The following is a 14,827-nucleotide window of genomic DNA, read 5'->3' on the forward strand; positions in this document are numbered from 1 at the left end:
AAAAGGTAAATGAAGATGGAATTAAATGAACTATCAATCAAATTAGCATCATTTGAAACAGAAGGTGCTAACTTCGAATCTTTCTTAATCGCCAATGAAGGCGAGCAAGATGTATTGCAAGTGATTGTTGACGGAAATGACGAATTACCAATTTTTGTGACTCAGACTGAAGAACAACTTGTATGCATTAGTTACCTATTTAAAGAGAATGAGGTAAAGCCTGAGTTGCTAAACGAGTTAAACGAAGCACTATTAAAACTGAATGTGCCGATCCCGCTGAGTGCGTTTGCTAAAATTGATGAGCAGTATGCGATATTTGGTGCTCTAGCCGTTTCCTCCTCAATTGATGAGATCACGCACGAACTGGTCACCCTCGCGGACAATGCAATCGAAGCATTAGATGCTGTGACTGTGTATTTGAATGAGTAATATTGGAGTTGTGAAATGAGTATTTTAAAGAAATTATTTACTGCTGTTCGTGGTGGCGCTAGAGAAGTTGGTGAGTCAATTGTTGACGCAAATGGCATTCGCATTTTTGAGCAAGAAATTGCTGACGCACAAAACGCTTTAGCTAAAGCCAAAAAGAGCTTAACTGAAGTAATGGCGAAAGAGATGCAGACAAAACGCAAATTAGCTGCACTTGACGAAAGCATTATCGAGCATGAAAACTATGCTGGACAAGCGCTCGAAAAAGGTAACGAAGCTTTAGCGGTAGAAATCGCAGAGAAAATCGGTGAATTTGAAGTTGAGCGCGCAGAGCATCAGCAAGTGCTAGACGGTTTTAGTAAACATGTGATCCTGTTAAAGCAGCAGATCAAAGAAGCTGAAAAAACGATTAAAGAAAACCAACGCCAGCTGACCATGGTAAAAACCACAGACAGCGTTCAAAAAGCAACCATGGCAGTAAACAGCACGCTAAATACAAATGAATCATCTATGGTAAATGCACGTCAGTCGCTTGAGCGTATCAAGCAACGCCAGCAAGATAGGCAAGATCAACTGGCTGCAGCAAAAGAGCTTGAAGCCGCTGCAACGGGTGCAGATCTAAAAGCCAAAATGGCAGAAGCAGGTATTGGCTCTACGCAAAAGAGTAATGATATTCTTGAACGTATTAGAGCTAAACAAAGCAACTAATATTTGCCGATTAGAAAAAGGAGGCCTCGCCTCCTTTTTACCCTTTTGATTATGTAGGTGCATTATGTTTGGCTTTTTTAAATCAAAAAAAACTCCTGAGCGACAGCTTACTCATGCTAAAGATCTGCAAGTTGGGGACATGCTCACCATCATCGATTCGTTCGCTTACCCAAGCTGGCTCAAGGGACAAACCCTAAAAGTGGTTGGCGTACAAACTTACCAATTTGAGCGCAGCGCTGCATATGAATTTGTTCTCGAAAGTGATTCAGGTAACATTACTTTTTTGCAAATTGAACAAAGTGACGGTGAGGAATACGCGAATTTCTCTACCAAAATCCAAAGAGAAGACGTCGACGCTATTTTTACGCTTGATGAATTTGCGCGTATTTTCGATGAAGAAGCACTGACCCACATCGACACCCACGCCACTCCAGAGATTTTCGAGCGATTTTTAGGTAAAAGCTATCAACAAAGTGAAGCGCCCTACGTTTGCTATTTTTACGATAGCGATTATCGCGGTCGCGCCTTGCCACGCTATCAAGATGAAAGTGGCGAAGTATGTGAAGTTATCGAGTTACTTAGTCCTGACGAAAAGTTCGCTATCAATATCGAGATCTGGGATGGGGGGGAAACTGACGTGTCACTAACCATGTGCCGCCCACTGAGCGATATTGTCGACCTATTTCCTGGAGCGAACTCGTGACCACAAGAGAAGACAAGTGGAAACGTCAAGAAGTGGCATTGAGGGCCACACAAATGGCCTTCGATTTAACCACGGAAGTACAAAAAAGCATTAAAAAACAGGCGATAGACGAAGAGCTAACGCCATCCGATATGATCAGAAAGATCCTTAATTTAGAAGTTAAATCGAAGAAAACTCGGCAACGCTTATCCTTCAATTTAACCGATGATGAAATCGCACTACTGGCAGAACGTTTTGGCGTTGACCCCAACGACAAACGGGCTGTAAAACAGCAAGTCGCCAACATGCTGCTTAGTCGCTATACAGAAAATAAAGAGAAGTGAGCAGTAATACCAACCCATTAATTCTCCAACTATTTTAAATAGTTAAAGCTACAACCTAAGAGGGAACGATGACAGAAGCAGAGATTAAGAAAAGTATTGATAAACATAGTGTGAAACCACTTATTTTCGTAGTCATCATGATGTTACTAATAGCATTATTGAACAACTACTTATTGGAAGATGACCCATTATCTTCCAACCTATTAATTTTAGGAGCATTAGCTGCTGGCATACACATCTTCAAAAATGTCCTCTGTGACGTCCTTGTCACAAAATCAGCACAGGATGGCTCTAAATAACCTGAGCTGCGGATAATTAATGCCTTTCTAGCAGCTAGTTTTAGCGCTAACTGCGTTGAATTCACTTCCAATAGCCAGCTATTGGTGCGTAAATTCGCCTTGCCTACAGGATGTAGGTACCTTAGCGAGAGCAGGACGCGAAAGCGGTGTTTTCCCTAAAACTCTCTCGCTAGACAAGGAAAAAACTAAGTTGTGCTTTAGCAACAATGAGTTGGAACATTCCTTATCCAAACCCCAGGTTAAATAACCTGAGCTTAAATAACATCATTTCTCTCTAGCAGTCCACCTTAACAATTGTAGCGACGGTTAATCACGCTTGGGCAAATAAAAATAGCTGCTAGAGCCTCATCGCTTTGAGCTCATCATTCTACCGCGAGCAGCTCAACTTCAAACACTAATAACGAACCCGGTTCGATTTTACCTGCTGCGCGGTCACCATATCCTAGGTCCGGACCAATCCAAAAGCGATATTTATCCCCTTCGCTCATCAACTGCACACCTTCGGTCCAACCCGGGATCACTTGATTAAGTCCAAAACTGATGGGTTGGTCACGCAGTACCGAGCTGTCGAATACGGAGCCATCAAGTAAAGTGCCATGATAATGTACTTTAACTTTGCTCGTTGCATTTGGCTGTTTGCCACCGTCAGTTTGAGTGATTATTTCGTACTGAAGACCTGAGTCAGTTTTATGTACCTCTGCGCGCTTTTCGTTTTCTTTCAAAAAGTCTGCCGCTTGAATTCGATTAAACTGCGCAAGCTGCTTTTGTTTCTGACCACCTCGAAAAAACACCACTGCAATCACCAGTGCAACGATAACGAGGATAATATTAGTTGTCGTCATGGCTTTCTTCTCCTTTGTCGTCATCGCCGTTTACTACTTTTGCAATACGTTCAAGTTTCGCCATTGCAACTGCATTGATACTGTTTTCGGGATAGCCTTCATCACTTAGCTCTCCTGCTGGTCTATCCATTAACAAGCTAAGCGCTTCATCTACTGTGGCAACGGCGTAGACATGGAATAAGCCTTTTTCAACAGCCGCAATCACTTCATCATCTAACACTAAGTTGACCTTGTTAGATTCAGGGACGATCACCCCTTGCTTACCTGTGAGGCCTCGCATTTTGCAGAGTTTAAAGAAACCTTCGATTTTTTCGTTTACACCACCAATGGCTTGTACTTCACCGTGTTGGTTTATTGAGCCAGTGAGTGCTAAAGATTGGTCTACGGGTAGTTGTGTCACCGCCGATAGCAGTGCACAAAGTTCTGCAAGTGATGCGCTATCACCGTCTATAAAACCATAATTTTGTTCAATGGCGATATTTGCGCTAAGTGTCAGGCTAAAGTCTTGCGCATACTTATTACCTAGGTAACCCGTAAGCAGCATCACGCCTTTTGAGTGAATTGACTTACCTAAATCTACCTCACGTTCAACGTCAATCACCCCGTCAGCACCCGCGTATACCGTAGAGGTAATACGCGCAGGAGTACCAAATGCGGTGTCACCAATATGCAGGACCGTCAGGCCGTTTACCTTACCAATTGCGGTGCCTTCAGTTGCAATCAAAGTATGCCCTTCTTGAATATCGCTGAGCATGTTTTCACTCAACTGCCCAGTCCGATATTCTTTTCCAGCTATCGCTTCATCGATGTGATTAGCGGCTATTTGGTTTACGCCATCTTGCTTGGCATAAAAACTGGCTTCTGCCACCAGCTCCAAAACATCAGCAAAGCGCGCCGAAAGCTTACTATGGTGCTCCGCTTGGCGATAGCTAAATTTAAGCATACGCGCCAGCGCCGCTGAGCTAAGCTCAATCTTCAAGGTATCATTACAGTATTCCATCACCTTAGTGATAAATTGATACTGCATTTTGTCCGAGCTTGGTAAATAGTAATCAAAATCGGCCAGCACTCTAAATAGTTCTGCAAACTCTTCATCGTACTCACCTATGGTGTAATATAGATCTCTCGAACCCAAAAGAATAATTTTGACATCCAATGGAATTAACTGCGGCTTTAAGGTAAAGCTGCTGCCCACCGAATTGTCTTGATACGGTAGGTCATTTTTAATTTGGTGGGTTTTTAACGACAGTTTAAGGCCATCCCACACTTGCGCGTTAGCCATGACCTTTTCAGCATCCATGATCAGATAACCGCCATTGGCGCGGTGCAATGCACCGGCTTGAATAGAGCGATAGCTGGTGATCAAATTACCTTGAGAGGTTGCATATTCCACCTTACCAAAAATATTACCAAAGGTCGGATTTGGCTCATACACCACAGGCGCAGGGTCGTCCTCTTTAAACTCAACCAGAATATTGGGCGCAAAAAAGTCCGTGAGCATTCCCTTTGAGTCAAAGTCATCTTTGTTTTCGTCGCTGTTGCTACTATCGTCGTCTAGCCAATCTAATACCGCATCGACAATTTCAACCTTCAGATCTTTAAGATAACGCAGCACGCCAATGTGTGCGGCATACTTATGCTCAAGTGCTTTTAATAGCGGTTTGGTCGCCACTTCGATGGTAGTTTTTTTAAGATTACGTAAGCGCTCAGAAGATTCACGCTTCCATCTTGGCAGCTCAATAAGCGATTCGATTAGGGCATCTTCTAATGTTTCTATTGCGGTTAAAAAGTGTGCCTGAACATGCTCGTCCAGAGCCGAAAACTCCGTATCACTGAGCTGCTTACCATCGACCACAGGAGCAAAGCCAACAGTCCCCGTATCTTCTATCAGTGCAACGCTCATATTCATAGCTTGCTGCTCAACAGCGGTGATCGCAGCATCGTATTTTTGTTCGAATTCTTTATCTAGCGACTTTTTCTTACGTTGATAACCCGGATTGTCAAAAGCTGCAGGAAAAGTATCTAAGATCTCATCAATAAAGGCGTCAATATCGGCCTCAAGCTGCTTACTTTCACCCGCCTGCATAAATAGCGCGATAGGCTCGCGGTGGTCGTCGTAGTTGTTGACGTACAACCATTCTTTAGGCGTTGGCTTAGTTTTACTGTGTGCCTCAAGCTTGTCTTTTACCATGGTAAAACGACCCAGCGCCGCTTCTCCCATGACATACACATTATAACCAGGAAGCTCCATTCCCAAAGCAAAGTCTAGCGCGGTTTGAGCGCGCTGCTGGCCAATAAACGGTAGTGCTTCTGGATAAGGGTTTTGGATACAATTTTCTATGTGAGTCAACGAAACTGATGGCGCGAGCTGACTCGCAGGCAGTGCTTTTTCACACGACAATTTAGATTTGGTCATTCTAACTTCTTTGTATTATTCGCATACGTTAGTCTACTCAGCTTGGTGCTTCCAAGCTGAGCGCCCACACTTTAGGGCGCTAATGCTTTTCTAGTATATTCCCCATGCCCGCACTCGCTGCAAGCTGGGATCTTGATGGCATAATAAACATCTAATTTATAGCCACAATTCTTACACACTAATTGTCCCAAAGCTATCCATTCACCTTCTTTATAAATGCCTTGGTGTTCAAAATCTTTTAAAAGTGCGGACCACTCAAGTTGAGTTCTATCTTCTAATTGGGATATTTCGAATAAGATGTTGGCTTTGAGCTCACTCCAAGCCGCTTCATCATAGAAGGATTTGTTTTCGAGAAGATGTTCCAAGTCACGTTTTAGATAGTAACTATAATCATCATAGGTTTGTTTGGTGTAGTCTTTCAGTGCGCTCTGCGCTTCCCAGAATCGCTTAGATAAATCGTCAATTTCATGTTCTTTGACGTCTTTGAGCCAATCGGAAAATTGATCCAGCCATTTTTGATAATCCGCCATTGCTACACTCCTGTTTCGCCAATAGATTAAGTGTAGACCAGATATACCATTCATTGTATTAGGGTTTGCTGAACTTGGTGCTCAGCAAACCCATTTGACTTCAGATTATGAAGCCAAAAGTCATTGCTATTAGCTTAGAAACGATACTTCACGCCAACCGTTGCTGTTGTACCAAGGCCTTTAATGTTGTAGCCACCGTACGTATAGGCTTGTGCGCGAGCCGGGTAGTAGTCTGAGTTAAATAAGTTTTCAATACCAACAAAAGCTTGCCAGCTTTGGTCGAATTGATATTGACCACTAAAGTTAACCACGTTGTAGCTGTCAATTGGACCTTGATCGCCAACATAGTTGCCTTTATCGTTCCGCTCAAAACGTTTACGGTCGCCCACATGTAACCAGCTTAACGTCATCGATAACGCATCAATTGGCTGCCAGTTTAGGTTTGCCGTAAGCTTTGGTGGGCTAATTTGTCTAGAGCCAAGATAAGTATCGGCTTCGGTATCTTTACCCTCTACATAGCTATATGTCGCAATGAGTTTTAGCGTGTCGTTGATCTTGTAATCGACAAGTGCCTCATAGCCCCATATTTTTTGTGGTGCTCGAACAGGCTCATAAACTCCGGTTACTTCATTGAATTTATTCGTTGTGCCAAACTCAGACGTACTTCTATATGCCGCAAATTCAAATCGTAACGTCTCAAATTGAGAGTTAAAACCGATTTCGTAGTTATCAACAATCGATGCTTCTGTTTGAATTTGACCTATGTCTTCTACCGTTGCACTGCGCAGCAGACGGCCAACATCGGAGATATCAGAGCCCTGCGAGTAACTGGCGAATGGGCTGAACTTTTCATTCGCGTTATATTTAATACCCACATTGTAAGTTGTGGCATCATAGTCAATGGTGTCGCCTTTCACGTTAAGTGGCACAGAGCACTGATCCGCTGAACGGCAAAGTTTTAGTGTTTGGTAATCAGCTACCGCAAGATCAATGCTTTCTTGTCTCACTCCCGCTTTTAACACTAGGTCATCCGCAACAATCCACTTGGTCTGTAGGTAACCTGCGATGCTTTCCATGTCCATTTCTGGCACCCAAATACGACCATCGACAAGTGGCTGTGAGGTCACATCATTCAACGCATCGATACCATAAATGAAGGTAGCTTGGACATTGTCAAAATCAACCAAGGTATTAAATGTCGCACGCGCGCCCTTTTTTTCAGAGCGGATGATAGATTGACCGCCAGTGTATCCTTCATCAGGGTTTGCTAAGCTTGGAGAGAAGAAGAACACGTTCTCAATGTCTTGCATATACGCATCAAGCGTCATTTGTGTATTAGCAAAAACTTCTATGTCGGTGTATTTCAAAGTAATGTTTTCATTACCTTCTGGCCCTTGAGGCTTACCTTGTTTTTGCTGAGCTGGTGGCACGTGAATAGCGTAAGATTTTTCACCTAAATTGATGTTACCAAACACATCACCTAGGTCAGTTTTTTGCTGAGAACTGTAGAAGTTGTAGCTAAATTGCAGTTGCTTGTCTTTATCAAAGTCATAGCCAAGCTTAGTAAAATAGTTTTCTGTCACAGTATCCGACAGACCATACTGTAAACCCAGAATATCACCTTCAGCATCACGCTGAACACCATTTTCTTCATAGCTTGCCGTGACTAAATAACTAAATTGGTCAACGCGGCCATTAACCGCGCCCGCAATTCGAGCCCCGGCGCTCTCTGCAAGCTTTACTGCGCTAAAGCGGCTAGATAGGCTAATTTCACCTTCTGGTTTGCCATCGCTTTTGGCCTGCTTGGTGATGTAGTTAATGATCCCACCTGAAGCACCATTACCATAAATTGAGGTTGCTCCTTTGATCACTTCTATACGCGCGATGGCACTTGGATCGAGTGTTTTTACACCCAAAGAACCATTTCGCAGTGGTGTAGACTGAGGTACACCGTCAATCATCACCAGTGGTGCACGTCCACGCAACGATTGCCCAGTATTACTTGAACTACCCGTATCCGGAGCAAGGCCAGGAACAATTTGAGATAACAAGCTTTGTAATTCTGGATTTACTTTTAAATGATCTTCAATTTGTTTTTGATTAATAATCGTAATGGAGGCAGGCACTTCATCAATGCTTTCAAACACACGACTGCCCGAGACCACGATATGCTCCATATCTGCAGCTTGAAGATCTTTAACATTGGTATCGTCTGCAATGGCTGCTGCGCTAACAGCCAACGCTACCGTACTGAGAGTAGTTTTTAACATGGTTATCCTTGCTGGATTTAGAATAATAATGATGTAAAAAGCGGCAATATAATATTGCCAAACCTCAGTAAAAACAAGGCAAATGTGAATAATTTGCATTACCTTTTACTGTGAAATTATTTTCCTCTACACCATTTTTTGCAATTATATCTACATAACAGCAACTTAGAGTGAAGTTAATTACCTCTTCCTGCGATGACGTTGCAGCCAAAAATACAGGCCGGATACCGTGAACAAGGTCGGAGCAAAGGCAAGCATTAACCAGACAAATTGCACGATGGGGCCAGCAAAATCACCAATATGAAACTTGTACTTAAAGTTCCAAACTTGCGTAGCGACTCCCGCTTTTGATGCATCATATTGCGCCACTACCTCACTGTTATAAGGGTTTACCCAAACCCAGCTATAGGCATGACTTTCGCCTGGGTTTTGAACTCTGTAAGCGATGCTGTCGGACGCTTTGTCAGGCATATAGATACGGAACAGCTGACTGTCTGGGAAGGTAGATTTCGCGCGTGTTGTAGCGCTATTTAAATCATAGGGTAAGCCATGAAAATTAACCGCAATAGTAGGCGGTTTTGGTCTTGCTTCGACCTCATCAAAGCTTAACCACTCAACCACAGCCTTAGTTTGCGGCTGCCAGTTAAACGCCATACCACTGAAGGCAATGAGCAGGATAGGTAAAAGCAAATATACACCCAATACGGTGTGTAACTGATAAAGCAGGGTCCTTAGTTTAGCCTTTGGTTTTATCACTAGCCGTTTCAAGCGATTTTTAGGCTTTACCCAAAGATAAAAGCCCAACACTAACTCAATAATGAGTACAAGTGCACAAATAGATACCCAGTCTCTAAGCGGCTTGTTGTCAGCATCTTCAAACAACAACCAACGATGTAGCGCCATCGTAAAACCGTATATTGTAGAGTAATACTCGTAGCGATGAAGGATCCTACCACTGTAGGGATTAACGCTAACATAATCACCGCTAGACAACTTCAGTTGCCACGCCAAATCCGGTTGCTGCTCAGGCATAAACAGTGAAACTTTCTCAGCGGTTGTAGATTCAACTGAGGTGACTATTTGCTCTACCCCAAGAGGCTTAGACTGCGGCTCAACTCGCCACAACTCAGGCTGGGTAAGGTATTGAATATCTTTGGCGTATATAAGCAGTGCCCCAGTTAAGCTTAAGCAAATAATAAATGCACCAACCACTAGCGCCATTACTAGGTGAGCACGGCGTAACCACAATTTTATCAAGGGAATTCTCAAACGTCTTTCGATATTTAGCAATAGTAAGTGATAATAACTCTTACTTGCAACAGCACAAAATTTACGCTTTTACCGTTGCCGGTCTTCTCGTAGTTTATCTCCACTTCAACACGCTCTTTCGTCCGCGACAATCGACTAAAATAATTCCACTTTAGGTGCTGTGATTGCTGGCCAATTTCGGGTATGCTATCGAGCAATTTTCTATTAATTTTGCCAGATGTTTGGAAACCTAGATGCAAGAGCAATATAACCCGCAAGATATCGAAGCCAAAGTACAGTCGTACTGGGAAGAAAACAATACCTTCAAAGTTGTCGAAGACGAAAGTAAAGAGAAGTACTACTGTCTCTCAATGTTCCCATATCCAAGTGGTCGCCTCCACATGGGTCACGTACGTAACTACACCATTGGTGATGTGGTTTCTCGTTTCCAACGCCTACAAGGCAAAAACGTTATGCAACCTATGGGTTGGGATGCGTTTGGTCTTCCAGCTGAAAACGCAGCAATTAAAAATAATACTGCACCGGCGAAATGGACCTACGAAAATATCGACTACATGCGCAACCAGCTTAAGTTACTTGGTTTTGGTTACGACTGGGATCGTGAAATCGCGACTTGTCACCCTGAATATTACAAGTGGGAACAGTGGTTCTTCACTAAGCTTTACGAAAAAGGCTTAGTATACAAAAAGATGTCAACGGTAAACTGGGATCCAGTTGACCAAACGGTACTGGCAAATGAACAGGTAATTGACGGCCGTGGTTGGCGCTCTGGTGCCATTGTCGAACAAAAAGAAATTCCACAATGGTTCATTAAGATCACTGATTATGCCCAAGAGTTACTGGATGACTTAGACAAGCTTGACCACTGGCCTGAGCAAGTTAAAACCATGCAGCGTAACTGGATTGGTCGCTCAGAAGGCGTTGAAATCGATTTTAAACGTGCCGACAACGACGAAAGTTTCACCGTATACACCACCCGCCCAGATACCTTTATGGGTGTGACTTATGTAGCGGTTGCGGCAGGCCACCCGATCGCTCAAGAAGCGGCGAAAAACAGCGATGCAATCTCTCGCTTTGTTGAAGAGTGCAAAAACACCAAAGTTGCCGAAGCGGATATGGCAACAATGGAGAAAAAAGGCATCGCAACTGGCTTTACGGCTATCCATCCACTCACTGGGCAAGAAGTGCCAATTTGGGTAGCTAACTTTGTACTAATGGATTACGGCTCAGGTGCCGTGATGGCAGTACCGGGTCACGACCAACGTGACTATGAGTTTGCAACCGCTTATGGTCTTGAGATCAAACAAGTTATTCAGCCGCTAGCCGGCGCAGAAGTAGAAGCCAATCTAGCTGAAGCGGCATTTACCGAAAAAGGTACGCTTATAAACTCTGGCGAGTTCGATGGCCTAGACTTTGAAGGCGCATTTAACGCCATCGCGACTAAACTAGAATCACTTGGCGTCGGTAAACGTAAAGTAAACTTCCGTCTTCGCGATTGGGGTGTAAGCCGCCAGCGTTATTGGGGTTCGCCAATCCCAATGTTGAACAAAGAAGATGGTTCTGAGCTTGCTGCACCTGAAGACATGCTCCCTGTTCGTCTACCTGAAGACGTAGTCATGAATGGAGTAACTTCACCGATTAAAGCAGATCCAGAATGGGCAAAAGCAACAATAAATGGTGAAGCGGTATTCCACGAAACCGATACATTCGACACCTTTATGGAATCATCTTGGTACTATGCACGATACTGTAGCCCACGCTACGATGAAGGTATGCTTGAACCAGGTGCTGCAAACTACTGGCTACCAGTAAACCAATATATTGGTGGTATTGAGCACGCTATCTTGCACTTGTTGTACTCGCGCTTCTTCCACAAGTTGCTACGTGATTTCGGTTTAGTAAACTCTGATGAGCCATTTGAGCGTCTACTGTGTCAAGGCATGGTACTTGCGGACACTTACTACCGCAAAGACGAGAAAGGCGGCGATATTTGGATCGCACCAACTGACGTATTAACTGAGACTGACGACAAAGGCCGCATCACTAAAGCGTGGCATAAAGAAGACGGCGAGCCGGTATTCTCTGCAGGCATGAGCAAAATGTCTAAGTCGAAGAACAATGGTATTGACCCGCAAACGGTGATCAAGCAATACGGCGCTGACACGGTTCGCTTATTCATGATGTTTACGGCTCCACCAGAGCAAACGCTTGAATGGTCTGACTCAGGCGTTGAAGGTGCGCACCGTTTCCTTCGTCGTATTTGGAAATACGCGGTTGACGTAAAGCAAGCAGGCACTGCCGAGCTTGATTTAAGCAAACTAAATGCAGCGCAAAAGACACTACGTCGCGATATCCACAAAGCCATTGCAAAAGTGACAGACGATATCGAACGCCGTCAAACGTTCAACACGGCAATTGCGGCGGTGATGGAGCTTTCAAACAAGCTTATCAAAGCGCCACTGAGCGATGAGCAGGACATTGCACTAGCAAACGAAGCGCTAGAAGCCATGGTGATCATGCTGGCGCCTATCACACCGCACATGTGTCACGAATTATGGGCTGAGCTAGGCAAAGCTGGCGATATCCTTGATGCGGCATGGCCTGTTGTTGACCAAAGTGCGCTCGTTGAAGATGAAAAGCTTATCGTTGTACAAGTCAACGGTAAACTGCGCTCTAAAATCACCGTGGCGGCAGATGCAACGCAAGAACAAGTTGAAGCGATTGCATTTAGCGAAGAAAACGTCACTAAGTTTACTGACGGCAAGACCATCCGTAAGGTGATCTATGTTCCTGGTAAGCTACTTAATGTGGTTGCAAACTAAGATGCGTAGCCTATTTTGGCACACCAGCAAGCTAGCAGTTTTGCTAGCTTGCTTGTTCGTGGCGAGCTGTGGTTTTCACCTCAAGCAAGCCTCTTATCTGCCTGACGATCTAAAAGAAATCACCTTAAGCGGTGACGACAAGCGTTCAGCCTTGTTTGAACAGCTACAGTCCGATCTTCAGCGCGCTCAGGTATCCCTTACGCCAAAAAATACCAAACAAGCCGCTGAGTTGTACTTGTACAATGACTCACTTGAACGTCAAACACTCAGTTTGTTCAAAAATGGTCAAGTTGCTCAGTATGAACTGGCATATCGCGTGTCATACCGTTTGAGTCGTCCGGGCCAAGAACCCGTTAAACAAATGTTCGAGCTGTATCGCAACTATCAGGACGACCCAGACAATGCATTAGCAAAAGCAAAAGAGCTTGAGCTGATCCTAACCGAGATGCGCCGTCTTGCAAGCCAACGTATTATTCGAGAGTTGTCGCAACTGTAATGCGTTGTTATGCCAATCAACTCTCCAATTACCTAGATAAAGGGCTTGCCCCTTTTTATCTGGTCTTTGGTGAAGAGCCCTTTCAGCAAGGCGAATGTGTACTTGCCATACGAACCGCAGCTAAGCAACAAGGCTTTGACGAAGTCATTAAATTTGCTCTACTTCCGGGATTTGACTGGCAAGAGCTCAGTGCGCAGTACAACAGTATGTCTTTGTTCAGTGCGCGTACGCTCATCGAGTTCGACTTTAACGAGCAAAAAGTTCCTACCCAAGGTGTTGCAGTTTTGAAGTCTTTGGCCGAACAGCTCAATCCAGATGTCGTTGTTATTTTTAAAGGACTGGGCGCGGGTCAAGACATTCAACGCACAGCTTGGTTCAAAGCATTAGAGCCTAAAGGCCTGTTCGTCCCTTGCTATGCGTTAACGGGCCGTCATCTTGAACGTTGGTTTGATGACGAATGTAAGCGGCTGAAGCTGTCGGTGTCTCCACAAGGCAAGCGCGCCCTCCTCGTCGCCACAGAAGGCAACTTGCTTGCAACGCATCAGGAGCTCGAAAAGCTCTCCTTACTATTTGGTAAAAACCCGGTTGATGAACAGCAATTGCTGAGCGGCTTATTAAATCAATCTAAGTTCGATATCTTTGATTTAAATACCGGATTGCTAAGTGGCAACCCTAAACAAATCATCAAAGTATTGAATAAGCTCGCAAGCGATAATGTAGAGCCCGCGAGTATTCTCTGGACCTTGCAAAACCAAGCACGCACCCTGCTGGGTGTTAAAACCTTGTGGCAAACCGGCACTACTCTTGCAGATGCCTATAAAAAGCATAATGTCTGGAAAAATCAGCAAACCATCACGCAGCAAGCGTTAGATAGATTAACGCTAGAGCAGATGAAACAGTTGCTTTGTATGATGGCAGACTTTGATACCGCATATAAAGAAGCCAGGCTCACTGCGCCATATCAAGCTCTAGCACACATCGCGCTGGCCTTTGCTACACCTATCACGATGCCGCTACCAATTAGCCAGAGTGAGCATGTATGATAGCTTTGTTTGGTGGTACTTTTGATCCTCCGCATTTAGGTCATTTAAATATGGCGATGCGCTGCGTCGACGAGTTAAGTCTGGCTGAGTTAAAGTTTTTACCTTGTGCCATACCGGTTCATAAGCAAAAGCCCAGCATCAGTGACAAGCATCGCCTAGCGATGCTTGCAAATTTGCTATCAGGGCAACAAAAACTGGTTATTGATAGACGTGAGCTTGACCGACAAGGACCCTCTTACAGCCTGCTAACCCTGCAAGAACTACGTAACGAATATCAGGACCAGCCGATTTTATTTTTAATGGGTATGGACTCGTTTAATAGTCTGCACACTTGGTATCAATGGCAAGAAATCACAAAGCTGTGCCATCTTGTGGTGTATCAACGCCCAAAAGAACATTGCTCACCAGATGCTAAAGTCTCGGCTTATTTAGCTAAAGCACGCACAGATAACTTAAATAAGCTCCAAACCACCAAGGCTGGACATTGCTATTTCCTTCACGGTGAGCAAAAAGACATTGCATCGAGTACAATAAGAGCTGCAATTGCACAGCGAGATAAAGAATATTTGGAACATTGGCTGCCTGCTTCTGTCATAGATTATATAAATAGCCATGGCTTGTATGCTGATTAACCCTATAAAGCATGTTAAAATCGCCGATTATTTGAAATACAGAGACAA

General features: G+C 44.2%; 14 protein-coding genes. 9 read left to right on the forward strand and 5 right to left on the reverse strand.

The genetic code is table 11. The annotated features are described in order from the left end of the window. The first annotated feature begins 15 nt into the window (after positions 1-15). The 5 genes from A587_RS0102795 (at position 16) to A587_RS0102815 (ending at position 2,459) form a co-directional block, all read left to right on the forward strand. On the forward strand, positions 16-429 hold the full coding sequence (locus tag A587_RS0102795) for a DUF2170 family protein (RefSeq protein ID WP_010371994.1): 414 nt from the start codon (positions 16-18) through the stop codon (positions 427-429). A 15-nt stretch (positions 430-444) separates the two neighbouring features. Then, a complete protein-coding gene (locus tag A587_RS0102800) occupies positions 445-1,134 on the forward strand; it encodes a PspA/IM30 family protein (RefSeq protein ID WP_017216341.1) in 690 nt (229 codons plus the stop codon). A gap of 64 nt (positions 1,135-1,198) precedes the next feature. Then, positions 1,199-1,837: a DUF4178 domain-containing protein gene (locus A587_RS0102805; RefSeq protein WP_017216342.1), complete on the forward strand. Its 639-nt coding sequence runs from the start codon at positions 1,199-1,201 to the stop codon at positions 1,835-1,837. Beyond that, positions 1,834-2,160 (forward strand): hypothetical protein, encoded by a 327-nt coding sequence (locus A587_RS0102810; protein WP_017216343.1) that lies wholly within the window; start codon positions 1,834-1,836, stop codon positions 2,158-2,160. The genes A587_RS0102805 and A587_RS0102810 overlap by 4 nt, the downstream gene beginning before the upstream one ends. Positions 2,161-2,228: 68 nt before the next feature. Then, positions 2,229-2,459: a hypothetical protein gene (locus A587_RS0102815; protein WP_010372003.1), complete on the forward strand. Its 231-nt coding sequence runs from the start codon at positions 2,229-2,231 to the stop codon at positions 2,457-2,459. Positions 2,460-2,821: 362 nt separating this feature from the next. On the opposite strand, the gene A587_RS0102820 is transcribed toward A587_RS0102815, so the two are convergent. The 5 genes from A587_RS0102820 to A587_RS0102840 form a co-directional block, all read right to left on the reverse strand. Further along, a complete protein-coding gene (locus A587_RS0102820) occupies positions 2,822-3,301 on the reverse strand; it encodes an FKBP-type peptidyl-prolyl cis-trans isomerase (RefSeq protein ID WP_017216344.1) in 480 nt (159 codons plus the stop codon). Beyond that, on the reverse strand, positions 3,288-5,717 hold the full coding sequence (locus tag A587_RS0102825) for a Lon protease family protein (protein ID WP_017216345.1): 2,430 nt from the start codon (positions 5,715-5,717) through the stop codon (positions 3,288-3,290). The genes A587_RS0102820 and A587_RS0102825 overlap by 14 nt, the downstream gene beginning before the upstream one ends. A 71-nt stretch (positions 5,718-5,788) precedes the next feature. Next, a complete protein-coding gene (locus A587_RS0102830) occupies positions 5,789-6,247 on the reverse strand; it encodes a zinc ribbon-containing protein (RefSeq protein WP_017216346.1) in 459 nt (152 codons plus the stop codon). A 134-nt stretch (positions 6,248-6,381) separates the two neighbouring features. Next, a complete protein-coding gene (locus A587_RS0102835; protein ID WP_026000861.1) occupies positions 6,382-8,517 on the reverse strand; it encodes a TonB-dependent receptor in 2,136 nt (711 codons plus the stop codon). Positions 8,518-8,697: 180 nt separating this feature from the next. Further along, on the reverse strand, positions 8,698-9,771 hold the full coding sequence (locus A587_RS0102840; protein ID WP_026000862.1) for a PepSY-associated TM helix domain-containing protein: 1,074 nt from the start codon (positions 9,769-9,771) through the stop codon (positions 8,698-8,700). Positions 9,772-10,019: 248 nt separating this feature from the next. Between A587_RS0102840 and leuS the strand changes: the two genes are divergently transcribed. The 4 genes from leuS to nadD are packed head-to-tail and all read left to right on the forward strand — an operon-like array spanning position 10,020 to position 14,779. Then, positions 10,020-12,608, forward strand: a complete 2,589-nt coding sequence (gene leuS, locus A587_RS0102845; protein WP_017216349.1) for a leucine--tRNA ligase — start codon at positions 10,020-10,022, stop codon at positions 12,606-12,608. Beyond that, entirely contained in the window at positions 12,592-13,104 is a 513-nt protein-coding gene (locus A587_RS0102850) for an LPS-assembly lipoprotein LptE (protein WP_017216350.1), read from the forward strand. Before leuS ends, A587_RS0102850 begins: the two co-directional genes overlap by 17 nt. Continuing rightward, on the forward strand, positions 13,104-14,147 hold the full coding sequence (gene holA, locus A587_RS0102855) for a DNA polymerase III subunit delta (RefSeq protein ID WP_017216351.1): 1,044 nt from the start codon (positions 13,104-13,106) through the stop codon (positions 14,145-14,147). The genes A587_RS0102850 and holA overlap by 1 nt, the downstream gene beginning before the upstream one ends. Then, the gene (nadD, locus tag A587_RS0102860) at positions 14,144-14,779 is read left to right on the forward strand and encodes a nicotinate-nucleotide adenylyltransferase (RefSeq protein WP_017216352.1); all 636 of its coding nucleotides are present in this window, start codon (positions 14,144-14,146) and stop codon (positions 14,777-14,779) included. Before holA ends, nadD begins: the two co-directional genes overlap by 4 nt. The last annotated feature ends 48 nt before the right edge of the window (positions 14,780-14,827 follow it).

The sequence above is a fragment of the Pseudoalteromonas sp. NJ631 genome (assembly GCF_000276645.1).
GTDB classification, from domain to species: Bacteria; Pseudomonadota; Gammaproteobacteria; order Enterobacterales; family Alteromonadaceae; genus Pseudoalteromonas; species Pseudoalteromonas piscicida.